The organism is Ruegeria sp. BF6, from assembly GCF_056538665.1.
The window spans coordinates 1,262,732-1,282,325 of record NZ_JBQFTN010000001.1 but is presented as its reverse complement, the minus strand read 5'-3'; the positions used below and the strand labels follow the sequence as shown (position 1 = coordinate 1,282,325).

The 19,594-nt window shown below is 60.0% G+C and carries 17 protein-coding genes; 14 read left to right on the top strand and 3 right to left on the bottom strand.

Translation table 11 applies throughout. The features are described 5' to 3' along the window. Window positions 1-280: 280 nt before the first annotated feature. Complete coding sequence (locus ACR0IM_RS06425) at window positions 281-2,674, top strand: ATP-dependent helicase (protein WP_480681212.1); 2,394 nt, start codon at window positions 281-283, stop codon at window positions 2,672-2,674. Here the strand turns inward: ACR0IM_RS06425 and ACR0IM_RS06420 are convergent. Next, on the bottom strand, window positions 2,671-2,961 hold the full coding sequence (locus ACR0IM_RS06420) for a DUF1330 domain-containing protein (protein WP_480640905.1): 291 nt from the start codon (window positions 2,959-2,961) through the stop codon (window positions 2,671-2,673). The genes ACR0IM_RS06425 and ACR0IM_RS06420 overlap by 4 nt on opposite strands. 376 nt (window positions 2,962-3,337) lie before the next feature. Then, window positions 3,338-3,562: a DUF1127 domain-containing protein gene (locus ACR0IM_RS06415; protein WP_480640904.1), complete on the bottom strand. Its 225-nt coding sequence runs from the start codon at window positions 3,560-3,562 to the stop codon at window positions 3,338-3,340. A gap of 906 nt (window positions 3,563-4,468) precedes the next feature. Here ACR0IM_RS06415 and mraZ point away from each other — a divergent pair. The 9 genes from mraZ (at window position 4,469) to ACR0IM_RS06370 (ending at window position 14,151) form a co-directional block, all read left to right on the top strand. Next, entirely contained in the window at window positions 4,469-4,972 is a 504-nt protein-coding gene (gene mraZ / locus ACR0IM_RS06410) for a division/cell wall cluster transcriptional repressor MraZ (protein ID WP_480589898.1), read from the top strand. Between the two features lie 4 nt (window positions 4,973-4,976). After that, window positions 4,977-5,969 (top strand): 16S rRNA (cytosine(1402)-N(4))-methyltransferase RsmH, encoded by a 993-nt coding sequence (rsmH, locus tag ACR0IM_RS06405; protein ID WP_480681211.1) that lies wholly within the window; start codon window positions 4,977-4,979, stop codon window positions 5,967-5,969. Further along, window positions 5,966-6,334 (top strand): cell division protein FtsL, encoded by a 369-nt coding sequence (ftsL, locus tag ACR0IM_RS06400; RefSeq protein ID WP_480589894.1) that lies wholly within the window; start codon window positions 5,966-5,968, stop codon window positions 6,332-6,334. The genes rsmH and ftsL overlap by 4 nt, the downstream gene beginning before the upstream one ends. Beyond that, complete coding sequence (locus ACR0IM_RS06395) at window positions 6,331-8,118, top strand: peptidoglycan D,D-transpeptidase FtsI family protein (RefSeq protein ID WP_480681210.1); 1,788 nt, start codon at window positions 6,331-6,333, stop codon at window positions 8,116-8,118. Before ftsL ends, ACR0IM_RS06395 begins: the two co-directional genes overlap by 4 nt. A 22-nt stretch (window positions 8,119-8,140) precedes the next feature. Beyond that, the gene (locus ACR0IM_RS06390) at window positions 8,141-9,622 is read left to right on the top strand and encodes a UDP-N-acetylmuramoyl-L-alanyl-D-glutamate--2,6-diaminopimelate ligase (protein ID WP_480681209.1); all 1,482 of its coding nucleotides are present in this window, start codon (window positions 8,141-8,143) and stop codon (window positions 9,620-9,622) included. After that, window positions 9,619-11,013: a UDP-N-acetylmuramoyl-tripeptide--D-alanyl-D-alanine ligase gene (locus tag ACR0IM_RS06385; protein WP_480681208.1), complete on the top strand. Its 1,395-nt coding sequence runs from the start codon at window positions 9,619-9,621 to the stop codon at window positions 11,011-11,013. Before ACR0IM_RS06390 ends, ACR0IM_RS06385 begins: the two co-directional genes overlap by 4 nt. A 24-nt stretch (window positions 11,014-11,037) precedes the next feature. After that, window positions 11,038-12,120, top strand: coding sequence for a phospho-N-acetylmuramoyl-pentapeptide-transferase (gene mraY / locus ACR0IM_RS06380; protein WP_480589885.1), 1,083 nt, complete (start codon window positions 11,038-11,040; stop codon window positions 12,118-12,120). Window positions 12,121-12,270: 150 nt separating this feature from the next. Then, window positions 12,271-13,671, top strand: a complete 1,401-nt coding sequence (murD, locus tag ACR0IM_RS06375; RefSeq protein ID WP_480681207.1) for a UDP-N-acetylmuramoyl-L-alanine--D-glutamate ligase — start codon at window positions 12,271-12,273, stop codon at window positions 13,669-13,671. A 105-nt stretch (window positions 13,672-13,776) separates the two neighbouring features. Next, entirely contained in the window at window positions 13,777-14,151 is a 375-nt protein-coding gene (locus ACR0IM_RS06370; RefSeq protein ID WP_480589880.1) for a glycine zipper family protein, read from the top strand. On the opposite strand, the gene ACR0IM_RS06365 is transcribed toward ACR0IM_RS06370, so the two are convergent. Beyond that, on the bottom strand, window positions 14,148-15,326 hold the full coding sequence (locus tag ACR0IM_RS06365) for a BaiN/RdsA family NAD(P)/FAD-dependent oxidoreductase (RefSeq protein ID WP_480681206.1): 1,179 nt from the start codon (window positions 15,324-15,326) through the stop codon (window positions 14,148-14,150). The two genes, ACR0IM_RS06370 and ACR0IM_RS06365, sit on opposite strands and share 4 nt — an antisense overlap. Before the next feature lie 125 nt (window positions 15,327-15,451). On the opposite strand from ACR0IM_RS06365, the gene ACR0IM_RS06360 reads away from it, so the two are divergent. From ACR0IM_RS06360 to murC, 4 genes are all read left to right on the top strand, one after another. After that, window positions 15,452-15,745 carry an antibiotic biosynthesis monooxygenase family protein gene (locus ACR0IM_RS06360; protein ID WP_480641144.1) on the top strand — a complete coding sequence of 98 codons (294 nt, stop codon included), beginning with the start codon at window positions 15,452-15,454 and terminating at the stop codon, window positions 15,743-15,745. A gap of 168 nt (window positions 15,746-15,913) precedes the next feature. Then, window positions 15,914-17,077 (top strand): putative lipid II flippase FtsW, encoded by a 1,164-nt coding sequence (ftsW, locus tag ACR0IM_RS06355; RefSeq protein ID WP_170400396.1) that lies wholly within the window; start codon window positions 15,914-15,916, stop codon window positions 17,075-17,077. After that, window positions 17,077-18,174, top strand: a complete 1,098-nt coding sequence (locus tag ACR0IM_RS06350; protein WP_480681205.1) for a UDP-N-acetylglucosamine--N-acetylmuramyl-(pentapeptide) pyrophosphoryl-undecaprenol N-acetylglucosamine transferase — start codon at window positions 17,077-17,079, stop codon at window positions 18,172-18,174. Before ftsW ends, ACR0IM_RS06350 begins: the two co-directional genes overlap by 1 nt. Further along, complete coding sequence (gene murC, locus ACR0IM_RS06345; RefSeq protein WP_480681204.1) at window positions 18,171-19,580, top strand: UDP-N-acetylmuramate--L-alanine ligase; 1,410 nt, start codon at window positions 18,171-18,173, stop codon at window positions 19,578-19,580. The genes ACR0IM_RS06350 and murC overlap by 4 nt, the downstream gene beginning before the upstream one ends. The last annotated feature ends 14 nt before the right edge of the window (window positions 19,581-19,594 follow it).

The following is a 19,594-nucleotide window of genomic DNA, read 5'->3' as shown; positions in this document are numbered from 1 at the left end:
AAACGCCTCAGCCTGACAGGGCGGTGAGACCTCCCATGGTCAGAACGATGCCGGCAAGTTTCAGGCGGGACGCCATGCCCGATCCGCCAAGGCTTTTCATGATCCGCGCTCCCACAGCTTTGATCTCAGCATCGGATGCAAGCTTTGACAGTGAGTTAACGCGGTCGCGGCGTACCAAAGCGTTTTGGTTAGAATTGGCGGTAAACTGGGTGAAGACACTGCGCGAACAAGGGGTGAACAAACTCTTTCCCTCGGCGCGCATCCGGCGTAGTTTGGAGGAATGAGCAGTTTCGACGAAATGGACGCCTTTGAGGGCGCATCGCTTTCCGCGCGAGCCATGGCCGCGCGGCCATCACCTTATCTGGACGAGTTGAACCCGGCCCAACGCGACGCGGTGGAACGGCTGGACGGTCCGGTGCTGATGTTGGCCGGGGCCGGGACGGGCAAAACCAAAGCCCTGACCGCGCGCATCGCGCATCTGCTGAGCACCGGTCGGGCGCGCCCGAACGAGATTTTGTCGGTGACCTTTACCAACAAGGCCGCGCGCGAGATGAAAGAACGTATAGGGCGCTTGCTCGGCCAGCCGGCCGAAGGGATGCCCTGGCTGGGCACATTCCACTCAATCTGCGTCAAGCTGCTGCGCCGCCATGCGGAATTGGTCGATCTGAAATCGAACTTCACCATTCTGGACACGGACGATCAGCTGCGCCTGCTCAAGCAGCTGATTCAGGCCGCGAATATCGACGACAAACGCTGGCCCGCGCGGATGCTGGCCGGGATCATCGATGACTGGAAGAACCGCGCACTGACGCCCGACAAGGTGCCTGCTGCGGATGCCGGGGCTTATAACAACAAGGGTGTTGAACTTTACGCGCAATACCAGACACGCCTGCGCGAGCTGAACGCGGTGGATTTCGGTGACCTGCTGTTGCACATGGTCACGATTTTCCAGACCCATCAGGACGTTCTGGAGCAATATCAACGCTGGTTCCGCTATATTCTGGTGGACGAGTATCAGGATACCAACGTCGCCCAATACCTGTGGCTGCGACTGCTGGCCGGGGCGCACAAGAACATCTGTTGTGTGGGCGATGACGACCAGTCGATCTATGGCTGGCGCGGGGCCGAAGTGGGCAACATCCTGCGGTTCGAAAAGGACTTTCCCGGCGCGTATGTGGTGCGGCTGGAACAGAACTACCGCTCGACCCCGCATATTCTGGCCGCCGCGTCCAATGTCATCCGGGGTAATGAAAGCCGCTTGGGCAAAGAGCTGTGGACCGACGCGGAAGAGGGCGAAAAGGTTCGCCTTATCGGCCATTGGGATGGCGAGGAAGAGGCCCGCTGGATCGGCGAGGAAATCGACGCGATGCAGGGCGGCACGCGCGGTGTTCGGCCCATAGGGCTGGATGAGATCGCCATTCTGGTCCGTGCCTCCCACCAGATGCGCGCGTTCGAGGACCGGTTCCTGACCATCGGTCTGCCCTACAAGGTGATCGGTGGTCCCCGGTTCTATGAGCGGATGGAGATCCGCGACGCCATGGCCTATTTCCGGCTGGTGGTCAGCCCCGGCGATGATCTAGCGTTTGAGCGGATCGTGAATACGCCGAAGCGGGGCCTTGGCGACAAGGCGCAGCAGACGATTCAGATGACGGCACGAGAGAATGGCGTGTCTCTGATCGATGGGGCCCGGATCGCGGTTGATAATGGGTTGATCAAGGGCAAAGGCGGCAAAGCCCTGCGCGAGTTGATCGACGGGCTGGCCCGGTGGAACGCTATGACGCGCGGACCTCGTATCGAGGTGGAAGACGACTCGGTGATTGATGACGGTGCGCCACTGCGGTTCGGGGAACCCGAAGAGTCGCATATCGAACTGGCGCAGATCATTCTGGACGAATCCGGCTATACCGCCCACTGGCAAAACGAAAAGACACCCGAGGCTCCGGGCCGATTGGAAAACCTTAAGGAACTGGTCAATCAGCTGGACAACTTTGAGAATCTTCAGGGTTTCTTGGAACATGTCAGTCTGGTCATGGATAATGAGCAGGACGGTGATGGAGCCAAGGTGTCGATTATGACGCTGCACGCGGCCAAGGGGCTGGAGTTTCCCGCCGTGTTCCTGCCGGGGTGGGAAGATGGGTTATTCCCTTCACAACGGTCGATGGACGAATCCGGCCTTAAAGGCCTCGAGGAAGAACGGCGGCTGGCCTATGTGGGTATAACCCGCGCGGAAGAGGTCTGTACGATCTCCTTTGCCGCCAACCGGCGGGTGTTCGGGCAGTGGCAGAACGCGATGCCGTCGCGATTCATCGACGAACTGCCCGAGGATCATGTGGAGGTGCTGACGCCTCCGGGCCTCTATGGCGGTGGGCAGCCAACTGCCAGCATCGAAACCCGAGCGGCCGAGGCGAATGTCTACAACTCGCCCGGTTGGAAGCGCATGCAGGCACGGCAGGGGCAATACGGCACGTCACAACCCCGCGAAAGCCGCAATTCGGTGATCGATGCCACTGCGCTGGCCAGTTTCACGCTGGGGGAGCGCGTGTTTCACCAGAAATTCGGCTATGGCGCGGTGATTGGCATTGAGGGCGATAAGGTCGAGGTCGATTTCGACAAGGCGGGCACCAAGAAAGTGGTGTCCCGTTTCTTGTCAGCTAAAGATGACGTGCCGTTCTAGAGTCCTTCGATCAACACCATATTTGTCTTTGCTGTGCGGTGCCGGACTTTTGCCAGTTCGATGTAGTCGGGGTCGTCCTTCCATGCCTTGGCGGCCTCCAGCGATGGAAATTCCATCAGAACGATGCCGTTTTCAGACCAAGTGCCCTCAACTACGTCCACCGGTTTCGATGAGACTGTCAGCAAGCGGCCTCCGTGGCGGTCAAAGATCGGCATGAAGCCTTCAAGATATTCCTGATACCCATCCGGGTCGTGAATAGAAATCTGCGCGATGAAATAGGCGGCCATTGGAAGCTCCTGACAATCCATTCAGGGTTCCATTCTACATCAGCCCTTGAAAAACAAAAAACGGCGGTTTCCAGGGAGGAGGAGAGGAAACCGCCGTTCTTTTCAACATCGGGGCAGGGAGGAGGAGAGCCCCGATGTATGCGAGCCCGGGTTTGATCCGGGTATGAGGAAGACGCGGCGACGTCAGGGAGGAGGACGACGTCACCGCGCACTTTCAACACCGGGAAAGGGAGGAGGAGTACCCGATGTGTCAGTTTCCGGCGTTCAGGGCCGGTATAGGGCGCGGCGACATCAGGGAGGAGGAGAGATGTCGCCGCTGAAATACAGGTCCTAAAGGGAGGAGGAAGGACCTGATCTCGGTTATGTCGTTGCGCGCTTAGTGCGCGACGTGTTCTTCGGCCGCTTGCAGTGCAAGGCGGCGGATCATCGAGCGGTGCAGGCCCAGATCGGCCAACTCGCGGTTCGACAGTTCAGACAGTTCGTTGACCGTCTGGCGGTAGGCGCGATATCGGACGAACCGGGTCTTTACAGCCTCAATCAGCGAAGTCAGCCCGGTTGCCGGTGCGCTTTTTAGCGCGGAATGATGTGTTGCTGCAGCCATCTGCCTTACCCGATTTTTTTGTTGGTGCCGGTGTGGCCCGGCGTTTGCTTGAGATTGAAAATAGGCAAATGCTGCAATTGCACAATAGCTCGCGTCGTCAATGCTGCTATGCAGCAACTGCATAGATATCAATGAGTTGAACATTCGGGTGATGAAAAGCCTTTAAATAAAGGATTTAGCTATCGTGTTGGCAGGATTCGCATGAGACCGGGCGCCACAAGGTATGTGTGATTGCTTTTTCTTTGTGCGGCTTGTTTTGAAATTTGTGCGTTTTGAAATCGCTGATCGATGGCGAGCCCCGTTGACGGTTGTCTCCAGGCCTATGGGAATTCATGGGTGAATTTTGGCCGGGCTTGGAAACGCGGTTCAACATTGTGTAATGCGGGGTGATTCGAGGTGGGTAGTACCACCTGGATAGGTGATTAAGCGCAAGAATCCCTGCTCACTTAAAAAATATTGGGAAATCATGGGACAAAGCGGGCATTGAAAATATACACAATATATAGTGTGCGAAGTAGAGATTTTTCGTATCTGTGGTAAGTTGTGTGTGGTTTTCATTTGTCCTCAGTTTGTCTATGCTGTGAATCCATCGATGACTCGATGAATTTTCTTGTTGATTTCCATGAATTCCCATGGCATCCCTAGTTTATCCGATGAGGACGAGGCACATGGGGCGCTAAACGACCCCGAACCAATAAAAACAGGTTTCATACAGGCATCTCGCTTTCATCACTCAAGAGATCCGGCGCGCGGGCGAGCAGACATCCCCCCAGGTGGCGCGCGCAGCTGGACATCCCGCAAAGCGGGTCAATGCGGCGGGTTGATCAGTGGCAGCAGATCAACCCGCCGTTTTTCATCCGGGGGACGTGAGATTTAGGTGGGGCGCAAGCGAAAGGGACAATCGTCTTGGCGCGCAGGTTTAGAGGTGAAAGCCACCATAAGGTGGATACGAAGGGCAGGGTGTCGATCCCGGCCTCGTTTCGCCGTGTGCTTGAAGCCTCTGATTCCAACTGGCAGCCCGGTGATACGCCTGAACTGGTGATCGTCTATGGGGACCACCGCCGTAAATTCCTTGAATGCTATACCATGCAGGCCATCAACGAGGTCGATGACAAGATCGACGCACTGCCGCGTGGCTCTATGCAGCGAAAGATGCTGCAACGCATGTTCCATGGTCAGTCCTTCCCAACCACGGTGGACGAGACGGGGCGCTTGGTGCTGCCCGCCAAGCTGCGCACCAAGATCGGGCTTGAAAACGAGGCGTTCTTTATTGCTGCCGGTGACACGTTCCAGATCTGGAAGCCCGAGACCTATGAATCCGAAGAGCTAGCCGCAGCCGAGGATTGGTTGGACGAACAGCCCGAGGACTTTGATCCTCTTGTGTACCTAGACGGCGTCGGGGACGCGTAGCGGCATGGCCGGCGCTGAAACCCCTTCCGATAAACCTCATATCCCTGTCCTGTTGCGCCCCTTACTGGCCGCAGTGGCACCGGTGTCCGGCGTCTGGCTGGACGGGACGTTTGGCGCGGGCGGCTATACGCGCGGGTTGCTGGAGGCTGGGGCGGACAAGGTAATCGGCGTGGACCGTGATCCGCTGGCTTTCGAAATGGCAGCGGACTGGGCAAGTGACTATGGTGATCGGCTGGTGATGCAGCCCGGTGTATTCTCGCGCATGGATGAATATGCGCAGGGCTTGGATGGGGTCGTGCTGGACCTCGGCGTGTCGTCGATGCAGCTGGATCAGGCCGAGCGCGGGTTTTCCTTCATGAAGGACGGCCCGCTGGACATGCGGATGAGTCAGGAAGGCGAAAGTGCTGCTGACCTGGTAAACACGGCGACCGAAACGCAGCTGGCGGACATCCTGTTTCACTATGGTGAAGAACGGGCAAGCCGACGCATCGCCAAAACCATCGTCAAGGCGCGGGCAGAAGAGCCGATCACCACGACCCTGCGTCTGGTTGAGATCGTCGAATCCTGTTTGCCGCGTCCCAAGCCGGGACAATCGCACCCTGCGACGCGCAGCTTTCAGGGGCTGCGAATTGCAGTGAATGCCGAATATGAAGAGCTGTTTCAGGGTCTTATGGCAGCCGAGCGGGCGTTGAAGCCCGGGGGGCAACTGGCCGTCGTGACGTTCCATTCCATCGAGGACCGTATGGTCAAACGGTTCTTTCAATCCCGTGCGGGTAAAACCGGGCGCGCCAACCGCTTTGCGCCCGAGATTGAGCAAGGGCAACCGCAGTTCACGCTTAAGACACGCAAAGCTGTAGGGCCGGACGAGCAGGAATTGCAGGAAAACCCACGTGCGCGCTCGGCCAAGCTGCGCGTGGCGGTGCGGACCGAGGCTCCGGCAGGGGAAATTGAGGCCCGCGCCATTGGGATGCCACAACTTGGGGGAAGGGCGAAATGAAGAGTGTTTTGTATGTGTTGACCGCTCTGGCCGTGTTCGGACTGGCGCTTTGGGCGTATCAAGAGAATTACCGCACCCAGCAAGTGGTGAAGGAAACACAGAAGCTGCAGCGCGAGATTGGCATGGCACAGGTGCGGCTGGCCGTGTTGAACGCCGAATGGGCTTATCTGAACCGTCCCGACCGGCTGCGCGAGTTGGCTGACCTGAACTTTGAGCGCCTGGGCCTGTTGCCGCTGCGCGCCGAGCAATTCGGTCGCGCCGATCAGATTTCATATGCCGAGGACCCGGATCTGCCCATCGTTGACCCGATTGAATTGCAGGCGATCACCAACACTCAGGCGCTGGGTGAGGTGCAGATCCCATGACCCGCACGCCCCTGCGCCCTTTGGCCCGAATCCTCGACGCCCGCGCCCGGGGCGAAAATCCCAAGGTGATTGAGCGGGAAAACATCCGTCAGCGCCACGAAGACATGAAAGACCGCGCCCGCGCCCGCGCCGAGGGGCGCCTTTTGGTGCTGGGTCTGTTCTTCTTCTGCGCTTTCTCGGTCGTGGGCGTCCGCATGGGCATGTTGGCCACTTCCGAGGCACAAGAACCGCTGGCCAGCGCGCCCGGTGCCGCGATTGCGATGCAACGGGCCAATATCGTGGACCGGGAAGGGCGCATTCTGGCGACCAATCTTGATACCTATTCGGTCTACGCTCAGCCACCTTTGATGATCGACCCGGTCGCCGCTGCTGATCAGTTGGTTGCGATCTTCCCCGATCTGGAAAAAGAGCGCCTGGTCAAGGACTTCACCGGTAACCGTAAGTTCCTCTGGATCAAGAAGCGTATCTCGCCCGAACAGAAACAGGCTGTGCATGACATCGGCGATCCCGGCATCCTGTTCGGCCCGCGTGAGATGAGGCTGTACCCGAATGGCCGTCTTGCCGCGCATATCCTGGGTGGCTCGGGATTTGGTCGCGAGGGTGTGAGCGCCGCCGAGGTTATCGGTGTGGCAGGCGTCGAAAAACAGTTCGACGACTATTTGCGCGATCCGGCGAATGGCAACAAACCGCTGCAACTGTCGCTGGACCTGACCATTCAGGCAGCGGTCGAGCAGGTTCTTTACGGCGGTATGAAGATCATGAATGCCAAAGGCGCCTCGGCCGTTCTGATGAACGCGCATACGGGTGAAGTTGTCTCGGCCGCATCGCTTCCGTCCTTTGATCCGAATGATCGCCCGCGTCCGCCGACCTCGGGGTTTGATCCATCAGACAGCCCCCTGTTCAATCGCTATGTGCAGGGCGTCTACGAATTGGGTTCGGTTTTCAAGATATTCACAGCCGCGCAAGCGGTACAATTGGGTCTGGTGAATTCCGAGACGATCATCGACACCTCGGGTCCGATGAAAATCGGTCGCTTTCCGATTGGTGAATTCAACGGCAAGAACTACGGCAAGATCAGCGTTGCGGACGTGATCGTCCACAGCTCGAACCGGGGCACAGGGCGGCTGGCGCTGCAGATTGGCGCAAAGCGTCAGCAGGATTTCCTGCAATCGCTGGGTATGTTCGATCCGACTCCGTTTGAGATTGTTGAGGCCGCCGGCGGCGCGCCGCTCAAGCCCAAGAAATGGGGCGAGCTGAGCACGGTGACCATTTCCTATGGCCACGGGTTGTCGACCAGCCCGATGCATCTGGCTGCCGGATATGCGGCGATTGCCAATGGCGGGCACTATGTCAGCCCTACCATCCTGCGCAAGAACGGCCCCCAGTACGGCCCGCGCGTGTTGTCGGAAAACGCGGCCAAGCAGGCACAGAAAATGCTGCGCAAGGTTGTGACCGACGGCACGGCCAGCTTTGGCGACGTGGCTGGCTATGACGTGGCTGGAAAAACCGGCACTGCAGATAAGCCCAAGCCGCGCGGTGGCTATTACGATGACAAGGTGATCGCGACCTTTGCAACGATCTTTCCGGCCTATGATCCGAAATATGTGCTGATCGTCACGCTGGATGAACCGTCCATCGTGGCCTATGGCGAAAAGCGCCGCACGGCGGGGTGGACGGCGGTTCCTGTGGCCGCAGAACTGATCGGCCGCATTGCCCCGTTGCTGGGCCTGCGTCCCCGGGTTGAGCCTGAGGCCCGCGCTGCTATAACCCTGACCTCAAATTAGGCTGTCCAACAAAAGGTGGGTCATGGGCATAAGGACGAAAACACTCAGCCAACTGGCCCTGACCGCAAGGGGCGGTGCGAATCCCGAGATCACCGGGCTGGCCGTTGATAGCCGCGAGGTCAAGGACGGTTACCTCTTCGCGGCCCTTCCCGGCACCCGTGTTCATGGTGGAGAGTATATTCAGTTCGCTCTACGCATGGGCGCTGCCGCAATTCTGACCGACGCCGAAGGGGCTGAGATTGCTGCCGAGGACTTGGCCGCATCGGACGCTGCGCTGGTGGTGGTCGAAGACCCGCGTCAGGCACTGGCCGGATGTGCCGCGCTGTGGTTCGGCGCTCAACCGCAGACGATTGTGGCCGTGACCGGAACCAACGGAAAGACCTCGGTATCGACCTTTGTGCGCCAGATCTGGATGGAACTTGGTTACGCGGCAGTAAACCTCGGCACCACGGGTGTTGAGGGCGCATGGACAGCGCCGCTGGCACACACCACGCCCGAGCCGATCACTCTGCACCGCTGTCTTGCCGAAGCGGCCGAGAATGGCGTGACCCATGCGGCGATGGAGGCGTCCTCGCACGGTCTGGAACAGCGCCGCCTGGATGGCGTGCATTTAGCCGCTGCGGGGTTCTCGAACTTCACTCAGGATCATCTGGACTATCACGAAACGTTCGAGGCTTATTTCGCCGCCAAGGCTGGGCTGTTCGACCGGGTTCTGCCGCAAGACGGGACCGTGGTCATCAATATGAACGATTCCAAGGGCGACGAAATCCGCAAGATCGCCGAAGCGCGCGGTCAGTCAGTTCTGACCGTCGGGTCGGGCGGCGCCGATCTGTGCCTGAAGAACCAGCGCTTCGACTCGACCGGGCAGGACCTGCGCTTTTCATGGCAGGGCAAGGTGTTCCAGACTCGCCTGAACCTAATCGGAGGGTTTCAGGCCGAGAACGTTCTGCTGGCTTGCGGTCTGGTCATTGCCGCTGGTGAGAAACCTGAACGTGTTTTCGAAACTTTGCCGCATCTGACAACTGTTCGGGGCCGTATGCAACTGGCCGCGACGCGAGACAATGGCGCAGCGGTGTTTGTCGACTACGCGCACACCCCGGATGCGGTGGCGACGGCGCTGAGGGCGATGCGCCCGCATGTGATGGGCCGTCTGATCGCTGTCGTTGGCGCGGGCGGGGACCGCGACGCGACCAAGCGCCCGTTGATGGGTCAGGCCGCCGCCGAAAACGCTGACGTCGTCTTCGTTACTGACGACAATCCGCGCAGCGAAGATCCGGCCTCCATCCGCGCCGCTGTTTTGCTGGGCGCGCCGGAGGCCACCGAAGTCGGTGACCGGGCCGAGGCCATCTTGCGCGGCATTGATGCTTTGCAACCGGGCGATGCCTTATTGATTGCAGGGAAGGGTCACGAGACCGGCCAGATCGTCGGCGATCAGGTTCTGCCCTTCGACGATGTGGAACAAGCCAGCATCAGCGTCGCCGCGCTGGACGGGAGGGTGGCATGACGCTCTGGACCGCGGCCGAGGCTGCTGAGGCTACCGGTGGGCGCGCCACCAACGATTGGGTGGTGAACGGCGTGTCGATCGACACCAGAACCCTCCAACCCGGAGACCTGTTTGTGGCGCTCAAGGCCGCGCGGGACGGGCATGATTTCGTGGCGCAGGCGCTAGAAAAAGGGGCGGGCGCGGCGTTGGTGTCTCGCATCCCTGAGGGCGTATCTGAAGACGCACCGCTGTTAATCGTCGATGACGTGCAAACCGGACTCGAGGCGCTGGGGCGAGCGGGCCGTGCCCGGACGGACGCGCGTGTCGTGGGGGTAACAGGCAGCGTCGGCAAGACCTCGACCAAAGAAATGCTGGCCACCATTTTGGAAACGCAGGGAAAAACCCATGCCAGCGTGGCCAGTTACAACAACCACTGGGGGGTGCCTCTGACACTGGCACGGATGCCGCGCGACACTGAATTCGCGGTGATCGAGATCGGCATGAACCATCCCGGAGAGATTGCTCCGCTGGCGCGGCAGGCGCGTCCGCATGTGGCATTGGTGACGACCGTGGCGGCAGTGCATCTTGAGGCTTTCGAGTCGGTTGCGGGCATCGCCCATGAAAAGGCCGCGATCTTCGAAGGGCTTGAACCCGGCGGCGCGGCCATTGTGAATGCCGATATCGATCACGCGGACATCCTGCGCCAAACCGCGCAGGAACATGGGGCCGGAATCGTGGATTTTGGTCGCAGTGCTGCGGACTACAACCTGACCGACGCAACGCAAAGCGCTGACTCGGTTCATGCCGGGGCGACCGTCGGCGATGCAGTCATCACCTATGATGTGCAGTCAGCAGGAACGCATTTTGCCATGAACGCGCTGGGTGCTCTGGCGGCTTGTGTTGAGATGGGCGTAGATCTGGACGCGGCCATCGCCGGATTGCGCCGGTGGTCTCCGTTCAAGGGGCGCGGCGTGCGGGAAACGCTGCCTTTGGCGACAGGTGGGCAGATCGAGTTGTTGGACGACAGCTACAATGCCAACCCAACCTCGATGGAGGCCGCGCTGGATGTACTGGCCGCGTCGCAAGGCGCCCGTCGGATTGCGTTTCTGGGCGATATGAAAGAGTTGGGCGGGCAGGAAATTGCCATGCATGCCGGACTGGCCAATGTCGCGGCAATGACGCAGGTTGATCAGGTTCACTGCATAGGCCCGCTGATGAAGGCCTTGCATCAGGCGTTGCCCGACGAAAAGCGCGGGCTCTGGTTCGAGACCAGCACCGAGATGGAAAAACACCTGCCGGAATTGATCCGCGCGGGGGATACGGTGCTGGCCAAGGGTTCGCTCAGCATGGCGCTGGCTCAGATTGTTGACGGTTTGCGGAAAATGGGGCAAGGGAGCGCGCTTGACCCATGATTGCCGCCTAGGAAAGGTATTGTAATGCTCTATTGGTTGACCGCCCTGTCGGATGGAGGGGATTTCTTTAACCTCTTCCGCTACATCACCTTCCGTGCGGGCGGGGCCTTTCTGACGGCGCTGATCTTTGGATTCATCTTTGGCAAGCCGTTGATCAACGTGTTGCGTCGCAAGCAGGGCAAGGGGCAGCCGATCCGGGATGATGGGCCAGAGGCGCATTTTTCCAAGGCCGGGACGCCGACCATGGGCGGTTTGCTTATCGTTGGGGCACTGGTGACATCGACACTGATCTGGGCGAGGTTGGACAACCCTTATGTTTGGATGGTGCTATTCGTGACGCTTGCCTATGCGGCGATCGGCTTTGCCGACGATTACGCCAAAGTATCGAAACAGAACACCAAGGGCGTTTCCGGCAGGATGCGGATGGCGTTGGGGGTGATTATTGCGGTTCTGGCCTCGCTCTGGGCAACATTGCACCATCCCGAGGCGCTGCAGAACCAACTGGCCGTGCCGGTCTTCAAGGATACGTTGGTAAATCTGGGTGTGTTCTATATCCCCTTTGCGATTGTTGTCATCGTCGGGGCGGCCAATGCGGTGAACCTGACCGATGGCCTGGACGGGTTGGCGATCATGCCGGCGATGATTGCGGCTTCGACCCTTGGGGTGATTGCCTATGCGGTCGGTCGGGTCGACTTTACCGAGTATCTGGACGTGCATTACGTGCCCGGAACCGGGGAAATCCTGATCTTTACTGCGGCGTTGTTCGGGGGCGGGCTGGGCTTTCTTTGGTACAATGCGCCACCTGCGGCCGTGTTCATGGGCGATACCGGGTCGCTGGCCTTGGGCGGTGCGCTGGGTGCGATTGCGGTGGCCACTAAGCACGAGTTGGTTCTGGCTGTTGTCGGCGGCCTGTTCGTGGTCGAAGCGCTGAGTGTGATCATTCAGGTGCTGTATTTCAAACGCACTGGGCGCCGTGTATTCCTGATGGCGCCGATCCATCACCACTACGAGAAAAAGGGCTGGGCCGAACCGACAATCGTGATCCGGTTCTGGATCATCTCGTTGATCCTGGCGATGATTGGCTTGGCTACGCTGAAAGTCAGGTAGTACTCCCGCCAGGTTCGGCGGACCTGCGGTCCTCCTGCCTCCTGTTGGGTCCGGCTCGCGCTGATGCGCGAGCCTTTTGTCACTCTTGCCTTCGGTGGTCCCATCTGCGCAGTGTGGCGGCCAATTGGACGTCAGAAAAAGGTAGGTGGCATGATCCCGGTCAAAGGGTTTTCAGGGCAGAAAGTTGCGGTTCTGGGGCTTGGCCGATCGGGTCTGGCCACAGCGCGCGCGTTGCGGGCAGGTAAGGCCGAGCCGATCTGCTGGGATGACAATCCAGCCGCCCGCGAAATAGCCGAGGCCGAAGGGTTCGCCTGCCTAGATCTGCACCGTCACGGGGCGTTTGACGACATCGCCTCTTTAATTGTCTCGCCCGGTATCCCGCATCTCTATCCTGAACCGAATCCGGTGGTGGTTGCGGCGCTTGTAGCTGGGGTGCCCGTGGACAATGATATTGGGCTGTTCTTCCGGTCCTTTGCGGGGCCGGAATGGAACAATTATGACACCCCTCCGCGCGTGATCGCGGTGACCGGGTCGAACGGGAAGTCGACCACTGCCGCGCTGATTCAACATATCCTGACTGAAGCCGGGCGCGCGTCGCAACTGGCGGGGAATATCGGGCGTGGTGTGCTGGATATCGATCAGGGCGGGGATGGTTCGGTCGTGGTGCTGGAGTTGAGCAGTTATCAGACCGAATTGGCCCGGTCGCTGACGCCGGATGTGGCAGTGTTCACCAACCTGTCGCCGGACCATCTGGACCGCCACGGCGGGATGGGGGGGTACTTCGCAGCCAAGCGGCGCCTGTTTGCTGAGGGTGGCCCAGATCGTGCGGTGATCGGGATTGACGAAAACGAAGGCGCGTTTCTGGCGGGACAGCTGGCTGAAGGGCCGGCGGATGACCGGGTGATCCGCGTCTCGGTAGCGCGCAGATTAACAGGGCCGGGCTGGCAAGTCTTTTCGCGCAAGGGGTTCCTGTCGGAATACCGCAAGGGGCGGCAGGCCGGGTCGATTGATCTGCGCCAGATCAAGGGGTTGCCTGGCACGCATAACCATCAGAACGCATGTGCGGCCTATGCCGCCTGTCGCGCGTTGGGGCTTGCGCCGCGCGTGATAGAGGACGCACTGCACAGCTATCCCGGACTGCCTCATCGCAGCCAGATCATCGCCGAAGCTGATGGTGTAACTTATGTGAACGATTCCAAGGCCACCAACGTGGACAGTGCGCTGAAGGCGCTGACTGCGTTCAAGAAGATCCGGTGGATTTGTGGGGGGCTTGAGAAAGAAGGCGGTCTGGCGGCGCTTAACGGTGCAGCGGATCAAGTACTCAAGGCCTATGTGATCGGACGCGAGGCCGCAGGTTTTGCAATGCAGCTTGAGGTCGAAGCGCAGGTCTGTACCACCATGGAAAAGGCTGTCGCGCAGGCCATGGCCGATGCCCAGCCGGGTGAGACTGTGTTGCTGGCTCCGGCGGCGGCCAGTTTCGACCAGTACGACAACTTCGAACAGCGTGGAGACGATTTTGCCGAACAGGTTCTGAGGCGGTTGGCGAACTAGTCATTTGCAATAGACCGCCGGTTGGGCCAAGCTGCGGTGCTATCAGCTTGACGCGCCATGACAATTACGTTTGGCTCCGGGCAAATTCAACACGAGGTCATGACTATGCCATTTCGTAAGTTTTCTCTGATCCTGCCTGCTATTCTGGTTGCGGGTGCCTGCACCAATACAGGCGCCAATTATCAGCCTATCGTTGATGGTCCGATCGGTCCGAACTACAACGTCGATCTGCAGCAATGCCAGCAGCTTGCCGCCTCGCAGGCCAGTGTGGATGGCTCTACCGCCGGAAATGCGGCAATCGGCGCGGCGGGTGCCGCAGCGGTTACTGGGATTGTTCAGGACAGCAGCGACAATCTGGGTCGCGCAGCCATTGCTGGCGCGCTTGTCGGTGCGGGTGCGGATGTGATCAACAAGAACCAGAACAAGGAGGTTCTGGTACGCAACTGTATGCGCGGTCGTGGATACAACGTCGTAGGCTAACGGGCCGCGATTGCGGTTCCGGCGGCGTGGCCCGAGGACCACGCCCACTGGAAATTGTAGCCGCCCAGCCAGCCGGTGACATCTACCGCTTCACCAATTGCATAGAGGCCGGGGACATCCCTGGCCTCCATCGTTTTGGACGACAAGTCATCCGTATCGATCCCGCCCAGTGTGACCTCGGCGGTGCGATACCCTTCGGTGCCCGAGGGCGTGAGCTGCCAGTTGGACAGGGCCGAGATCAACTCGGTCAGCGCGGTGTCGGACTGGTCGGCCAGATTACCCTGCATCGGGAAGTGTTCGCTCAGATAATCCACCAGCCGCGCGGGCAGGTGACGGGCCAGTTCCGTTGTCAGCGCCTTGCGGCCACTGTTTTGCCGTTGTTCGCGCAGCAGGTCGAACAGGGGCAGGTCGGGGATCAGGTTGACGCGGATCGCCTCACCCTCGTGCCAGAAGGAGGACAGTTGCAGCACCGATGGCCCGCTGAGGCCGCGATGGGTAAACAATAGCGCCTCGTCAAAGCTAATGCGGTCGTTCGACAGGCGCGCGGGTAAGGATAGCCCCGACAGTTCCTTGAATTTCCCGTCCGAAAACGTGAACGGCACCAGTGCCGCGCGCGTCTCGGTCATCCGCAAGCCGAACTGTTTTGCGATGTCATAGGCCAACCCGGTTGCGCCCATCTTGGGGATCGATTTACCGCCCGTGGCCAGCACCAGATTGGCGCAACTCAGGCTGAGGCGCTGGCCCTCGCGGTCAACCTCCAGCACGAACCCAGACCCGGTCTTTCGCAGGTCCTTCACCTCGGTCCGCACCCACAGCTCGGCCCCGGCACGCTCCATCTCGTCCAGCAGCATCTGGATGATCTGTTTCGACGACCCGTCGCAGAACAACTGCCCCAGCGTTTTCTCGTGCCAGGCGATGCCATGGCGCCCGACAAGATCGACGAAATCCCATTGCGTGTAGCGTGCCAGCGCGGACTTGAAGAAATGGGGGTTATGCGACAGGAAGTTAGCCGGTCCCGCATACATGTTGGTGAAATTGCAACGCCCACCGCCCGAGATGCGGATCTTCTCGCCCGGCGCCTTGGCGTGGTCGATGACCAGCACGCGGCAACCGCAATGGGCGGCGCACATCATTCCGGCTGCACCGGCGCCAAGGATGATCGCGTCATAGGTCATGTGCAGCGCATGGCGTGAATTGGCGGGGATGGCAAGTGGGGCGTGTTTAACGGACGGACAGGCTTTGTGATAAACTCCTGCCGTCAAAGAACTGAAATACGCCCAATGCAAAGGAGGGCACCCCGATGATCATGCGAATTTTCCAAGTCACAGTTCGCCCCGGCAAAGAGGCTGAATTCTCAAAGTTTTTCCACGAGACCGCGATCCCTTTGATGCAAAGCACCGATGGCATTGTTCAGGTTCTGCCGGGCGCTCCGCGGACCGACACGCCGCGTGAGTTCAGCTTCGTGATGGTTTGGAGCAGTTTGGACGCGCTGAAAGCCTTTGTTGGCGACGATTATCAAAGTCCGCACATTGATCCGGCCGAAGCCGAATTGGTCGAGTCCAGAACGATCAAACACTACGATCTTGTTGCCTAGGCGATCCGAAGCTTGGGGCGGAGAGCCTTGAATTCAAGCCGTTGGCCTTAGGGCGCTGATTTCCGCAACCGGCCTGTCATTCTGCTAGCCCAAACGCCAAAATGCCTGTAGAGTCTCAATCAGACCCCGAAAACGGGGCGTTAACGAGGCAGATAGTGGCGGTATCTCATGACTGAGATGGTGTATGGCGCGGTCCAGGACCAGCGCGGCGAACCGATTCTACCAAAGTGGTGGCGGACAATTGATCGCTGGACGATGTCCTGCGTTTTGATCCTGTTTGTCATCGGATTGTTGCTGGGGCTGGCCTCATCACCGCCGCTGGCCGGGCGCAATGGATTCGATCCGTTCCATTATGTCGAACGGCAGGCGCTGTTCGGCGGGCTGGCGTTGATTGCGATGCTGCTGACTTCGATGATGTCGCCGACGCTGGTGCGGCGTCTGGCGGTGCTGGGCTTTCTGGGCGCGTTCGTGGCGCTTGCCTTCCTGCCGGTATTCGGCACCGACTTTGGCAAGGGCGCCGTGCGCTGGTACTCGCTGGGGTTTGCCTCGCTGCAGCCCTCCGAATTTCTGAAGCCCGGCTTTGTTGTTGTGGCCGCATGGTTACTGGCTGCGTCGCAGGAGATCAATGGCCCTCCGGGACGGTTGTGGTCCTTTGCGTTGTGCATGGCCATTGTCGGGATGCTGGTGTTGCAGCCGGATTTCGGACAAGCCTGTCTGATCCTGTTCGGCTGGGGCGTTATGTATTTCGTCGCCGGCGCGCCGATGCTGCTGCTGGTTGGCATGGCCGGCGCGGTGGTGCTGGGTGGTATGCTGGCCTATTCCAATTCGGAACACTTCGCCCGGCGGATTGATGGGTTTCTGAACCAAGAGGTCGATCCGACCACTCAGATCGGTTACGCCACCAACGCAATTCGCGAGGGTGGCCTGTTCGGAGTGGGTGTTGGCGAGGGGCAGGTGAAGTGGTCTCTGCCCGATGCGCACACGGATTTCATCATCGCGGTCGCGGCCGAGGAATTCGGCCTGATCCTGGTGCTGATCATCATCGCGCTGTATTCGATCATCGTGGTGCGCTCTTTGCTGCGGCTGATGAAGGAACGCGACATGTTCATTCGCCTGGCGGGCACCGGTCTGGCCTGCATGTTCGGCGTGCAGGCGATGATCAACATGGGTGTCGCGGTACGCCTGCTACCCGCCAAGGGCATGACGCTGCCGTTTGTCAGCTATGGCGGTTCGTCGCTGATTGCGGGCGGTATTGCAGTCGGGATGCTATTGGCGTTTACCCGCACCCGCCCACAGGGCGAGCTTGGCGATATTCTGCGCGGACGAGGTTGATGACCAAACCCTATCTACTGATTGCGGCGGGCGGCACTGGGGGCCATATGTTCCCGGCGCAGGCCCTGGCCGAGGCGATGTTGCAAAAGGGCTGGCGCGTGCGCTTGTCCACCGACGCGCGCGGCGCGCGTTATACCGGTGGTTTTCCGCACTCGACTGAGATTGTTGAGGCCTCCTCGGCCACCTTCGCCCGGGGCGGTTTGGCTGCGAAAGCACTGGTGGGGCCGAAGATTGCCGCTGGCGTGACCGGCATGGCTGTTCAGTTGATGCGTGACCGGCCGGATGTGGTTGTGGGCTTTGGCGGTTACCCGTCGATTCCGGCGCTGGGCGCGGCGACGATGCTGAAAATCCCGCGCATGATTCACGAACAGAACGGTATACTGGGTCGGGTGAACCAGTTGTTCGCGACCCGCGTGTCACAAGTGGCCTGCGGAATCTGGCCCACTGATCTGCCCGAGGGGGCCAAAGGTATCCATACCGGCAATCCGGTGCGCGCCGCGGTGTTGGAGCGGGCAGCAGCTGGCTATATCCCGCCCGGCGATTACCCGATGTCTGTCTTGGTAATGGGCGGCTCGCAGGGCGCGCGCATCCTCAGCGATGTGGTGCCGGGCGCGATTGCTGCTTTGCCGGACGAACTGCGTAATCATATCCGCGTCGCTCATCAGGCGCGCGACGAAGACGGAGAGCGGGTTGCCGCCTTTTACGCCGATCACGGCATCCGAGCCGAGGTTAAACCATTCTTTCAGGATGTCCCCCGACGTATGTCCGACGCTCAGTTGGTCATCAGCCGTTCGGGCGCGTCCAGTGTTGCCGATATCTCGGTGATCGGGCGACCTTCGATCCTGGTCCCGTTTGCTGCGGCCGCAGGCGACCACCAGACCGCCAATGCGCGTGGGCTGGTACAGGCAGGCGGGGCGATCATGATTCCAGAAAACCTGCTTGACGTTTCCGCGCTGACCGAGCAAATCACCGCCGTTCTGACAAACCCCGAAGCCGCACAAAAGATGGCCCATGCCGCCCTTTCGACCGGCGCGCCGGATGCGACCGAGCGTCTGGTGCACCTTGTCGAAGATCTGGCGCAGAAGGAGACCGCATGAATCCAGCAACCAAACTGCCGCAAGACGTAGGGCCGATCCACTTCGTTGGGATCGGAGGGATCGGGATGTCGGGGATTGCCGAGGTGCTGCTGAACTTGGGTTACCGGGTTCAGGGGTCAGACCTGAAAGCCTCGAAGATCACCGATCGTCTGGCAGGTTTGGGGGCCGAGATTTTCGTGGGGCAACGTGCGGAAAATCTGGAAAACGCTGCCGTTGTTGTGGTGTCGACCGCGATTAAACCCGGCAACCCGGAACTGGACGGTGCCCGCGCACAAGGTTTGCCGGTGGTGCGCCGCGCCGACATGCTGGCCGAGCTGATGCGGCTGAGATCAAACATCGCCATCGCCGGAACCCACGGTAAGACCACCACGACCACGATGATGGCCGAGTTGATGGTGGCGGGTGACTTTGACCCGACCGTGATCAATGGCGGGATCATCCACGCCTACGGCTCGAACGCGCGGATGGGGCAGGGCGAATGGATGGTGGTCGAGGCCGACGAATCCGACGGCTCGTTCAACCGTCTGCCCGCAACCATTGCCATCGTTACCAATATCGACCCCGAGCATATGGAGCACTGGGGCGATTTCGACAAACTGCGCGACGGGTTCTATGAGTTCGTCTCGAACCTGCCTTTTTACGGTTTGGCCGTGTGCTGTACCGACCATGCCGAAGTGCAAACACTGGTGGGCCGCATCACCGACCGCCGCGTGCGCACCTATGGCTTTAACGCTCAGGCTGATGTGCGGGCGGTGAATCTGACCTATAAGGGCGGCGTTGCCCATTTCGACATCCACCTGCAATACGAAGACACGGTGATTGAAGGTTGTACCCTGCCGATGCCGGGCGATCACAACGTCTCGAACGCGCTGTCCGCGGCTGCGGTTGCCCGTCATCTGGGTATGAAAGCCTCAGAGATCCGCGATGCTTTGGCCAATTTCGGCGGTGTGAATCGCCGGTTTACCAAGGTGGGCGAAGTTGATGGTGTCACCATCATCGACGATTACGGCCATCACCCGGTTGAAATAACCGCCGTGCTGAAAGCCGCGCGTCAGGCGACCGAGGGCCGTGTCATCGCGGTGCATCAACCGCACCGCTACTCTCGGCTGTCCAACCTTTTTGACGACTTCTGCACCTGTTTCAATGATGCAGACGTGGTGGCCATCGCCGAAGTCTTCGCCGCCGGAGAAGACCCGATTGAAGGCGCATCCCGCGACGATCTGGTCCAAGGTTTGATCCGTCACGGCCACCGCCACGCCCGCGCGCTGTTGGATGAAAGCGATCTGGAACGATTGGTCCGCGAGCAGGCTCGTCCCGGTGACATGGTCGTTTGTCTGGGCGCCGGGACGATCAGTACCTGGGCCCATGGGTTGCCTGCGCGGCTGCAGCAAAAACAAGCAGTTTGACGCAATGGACTTTT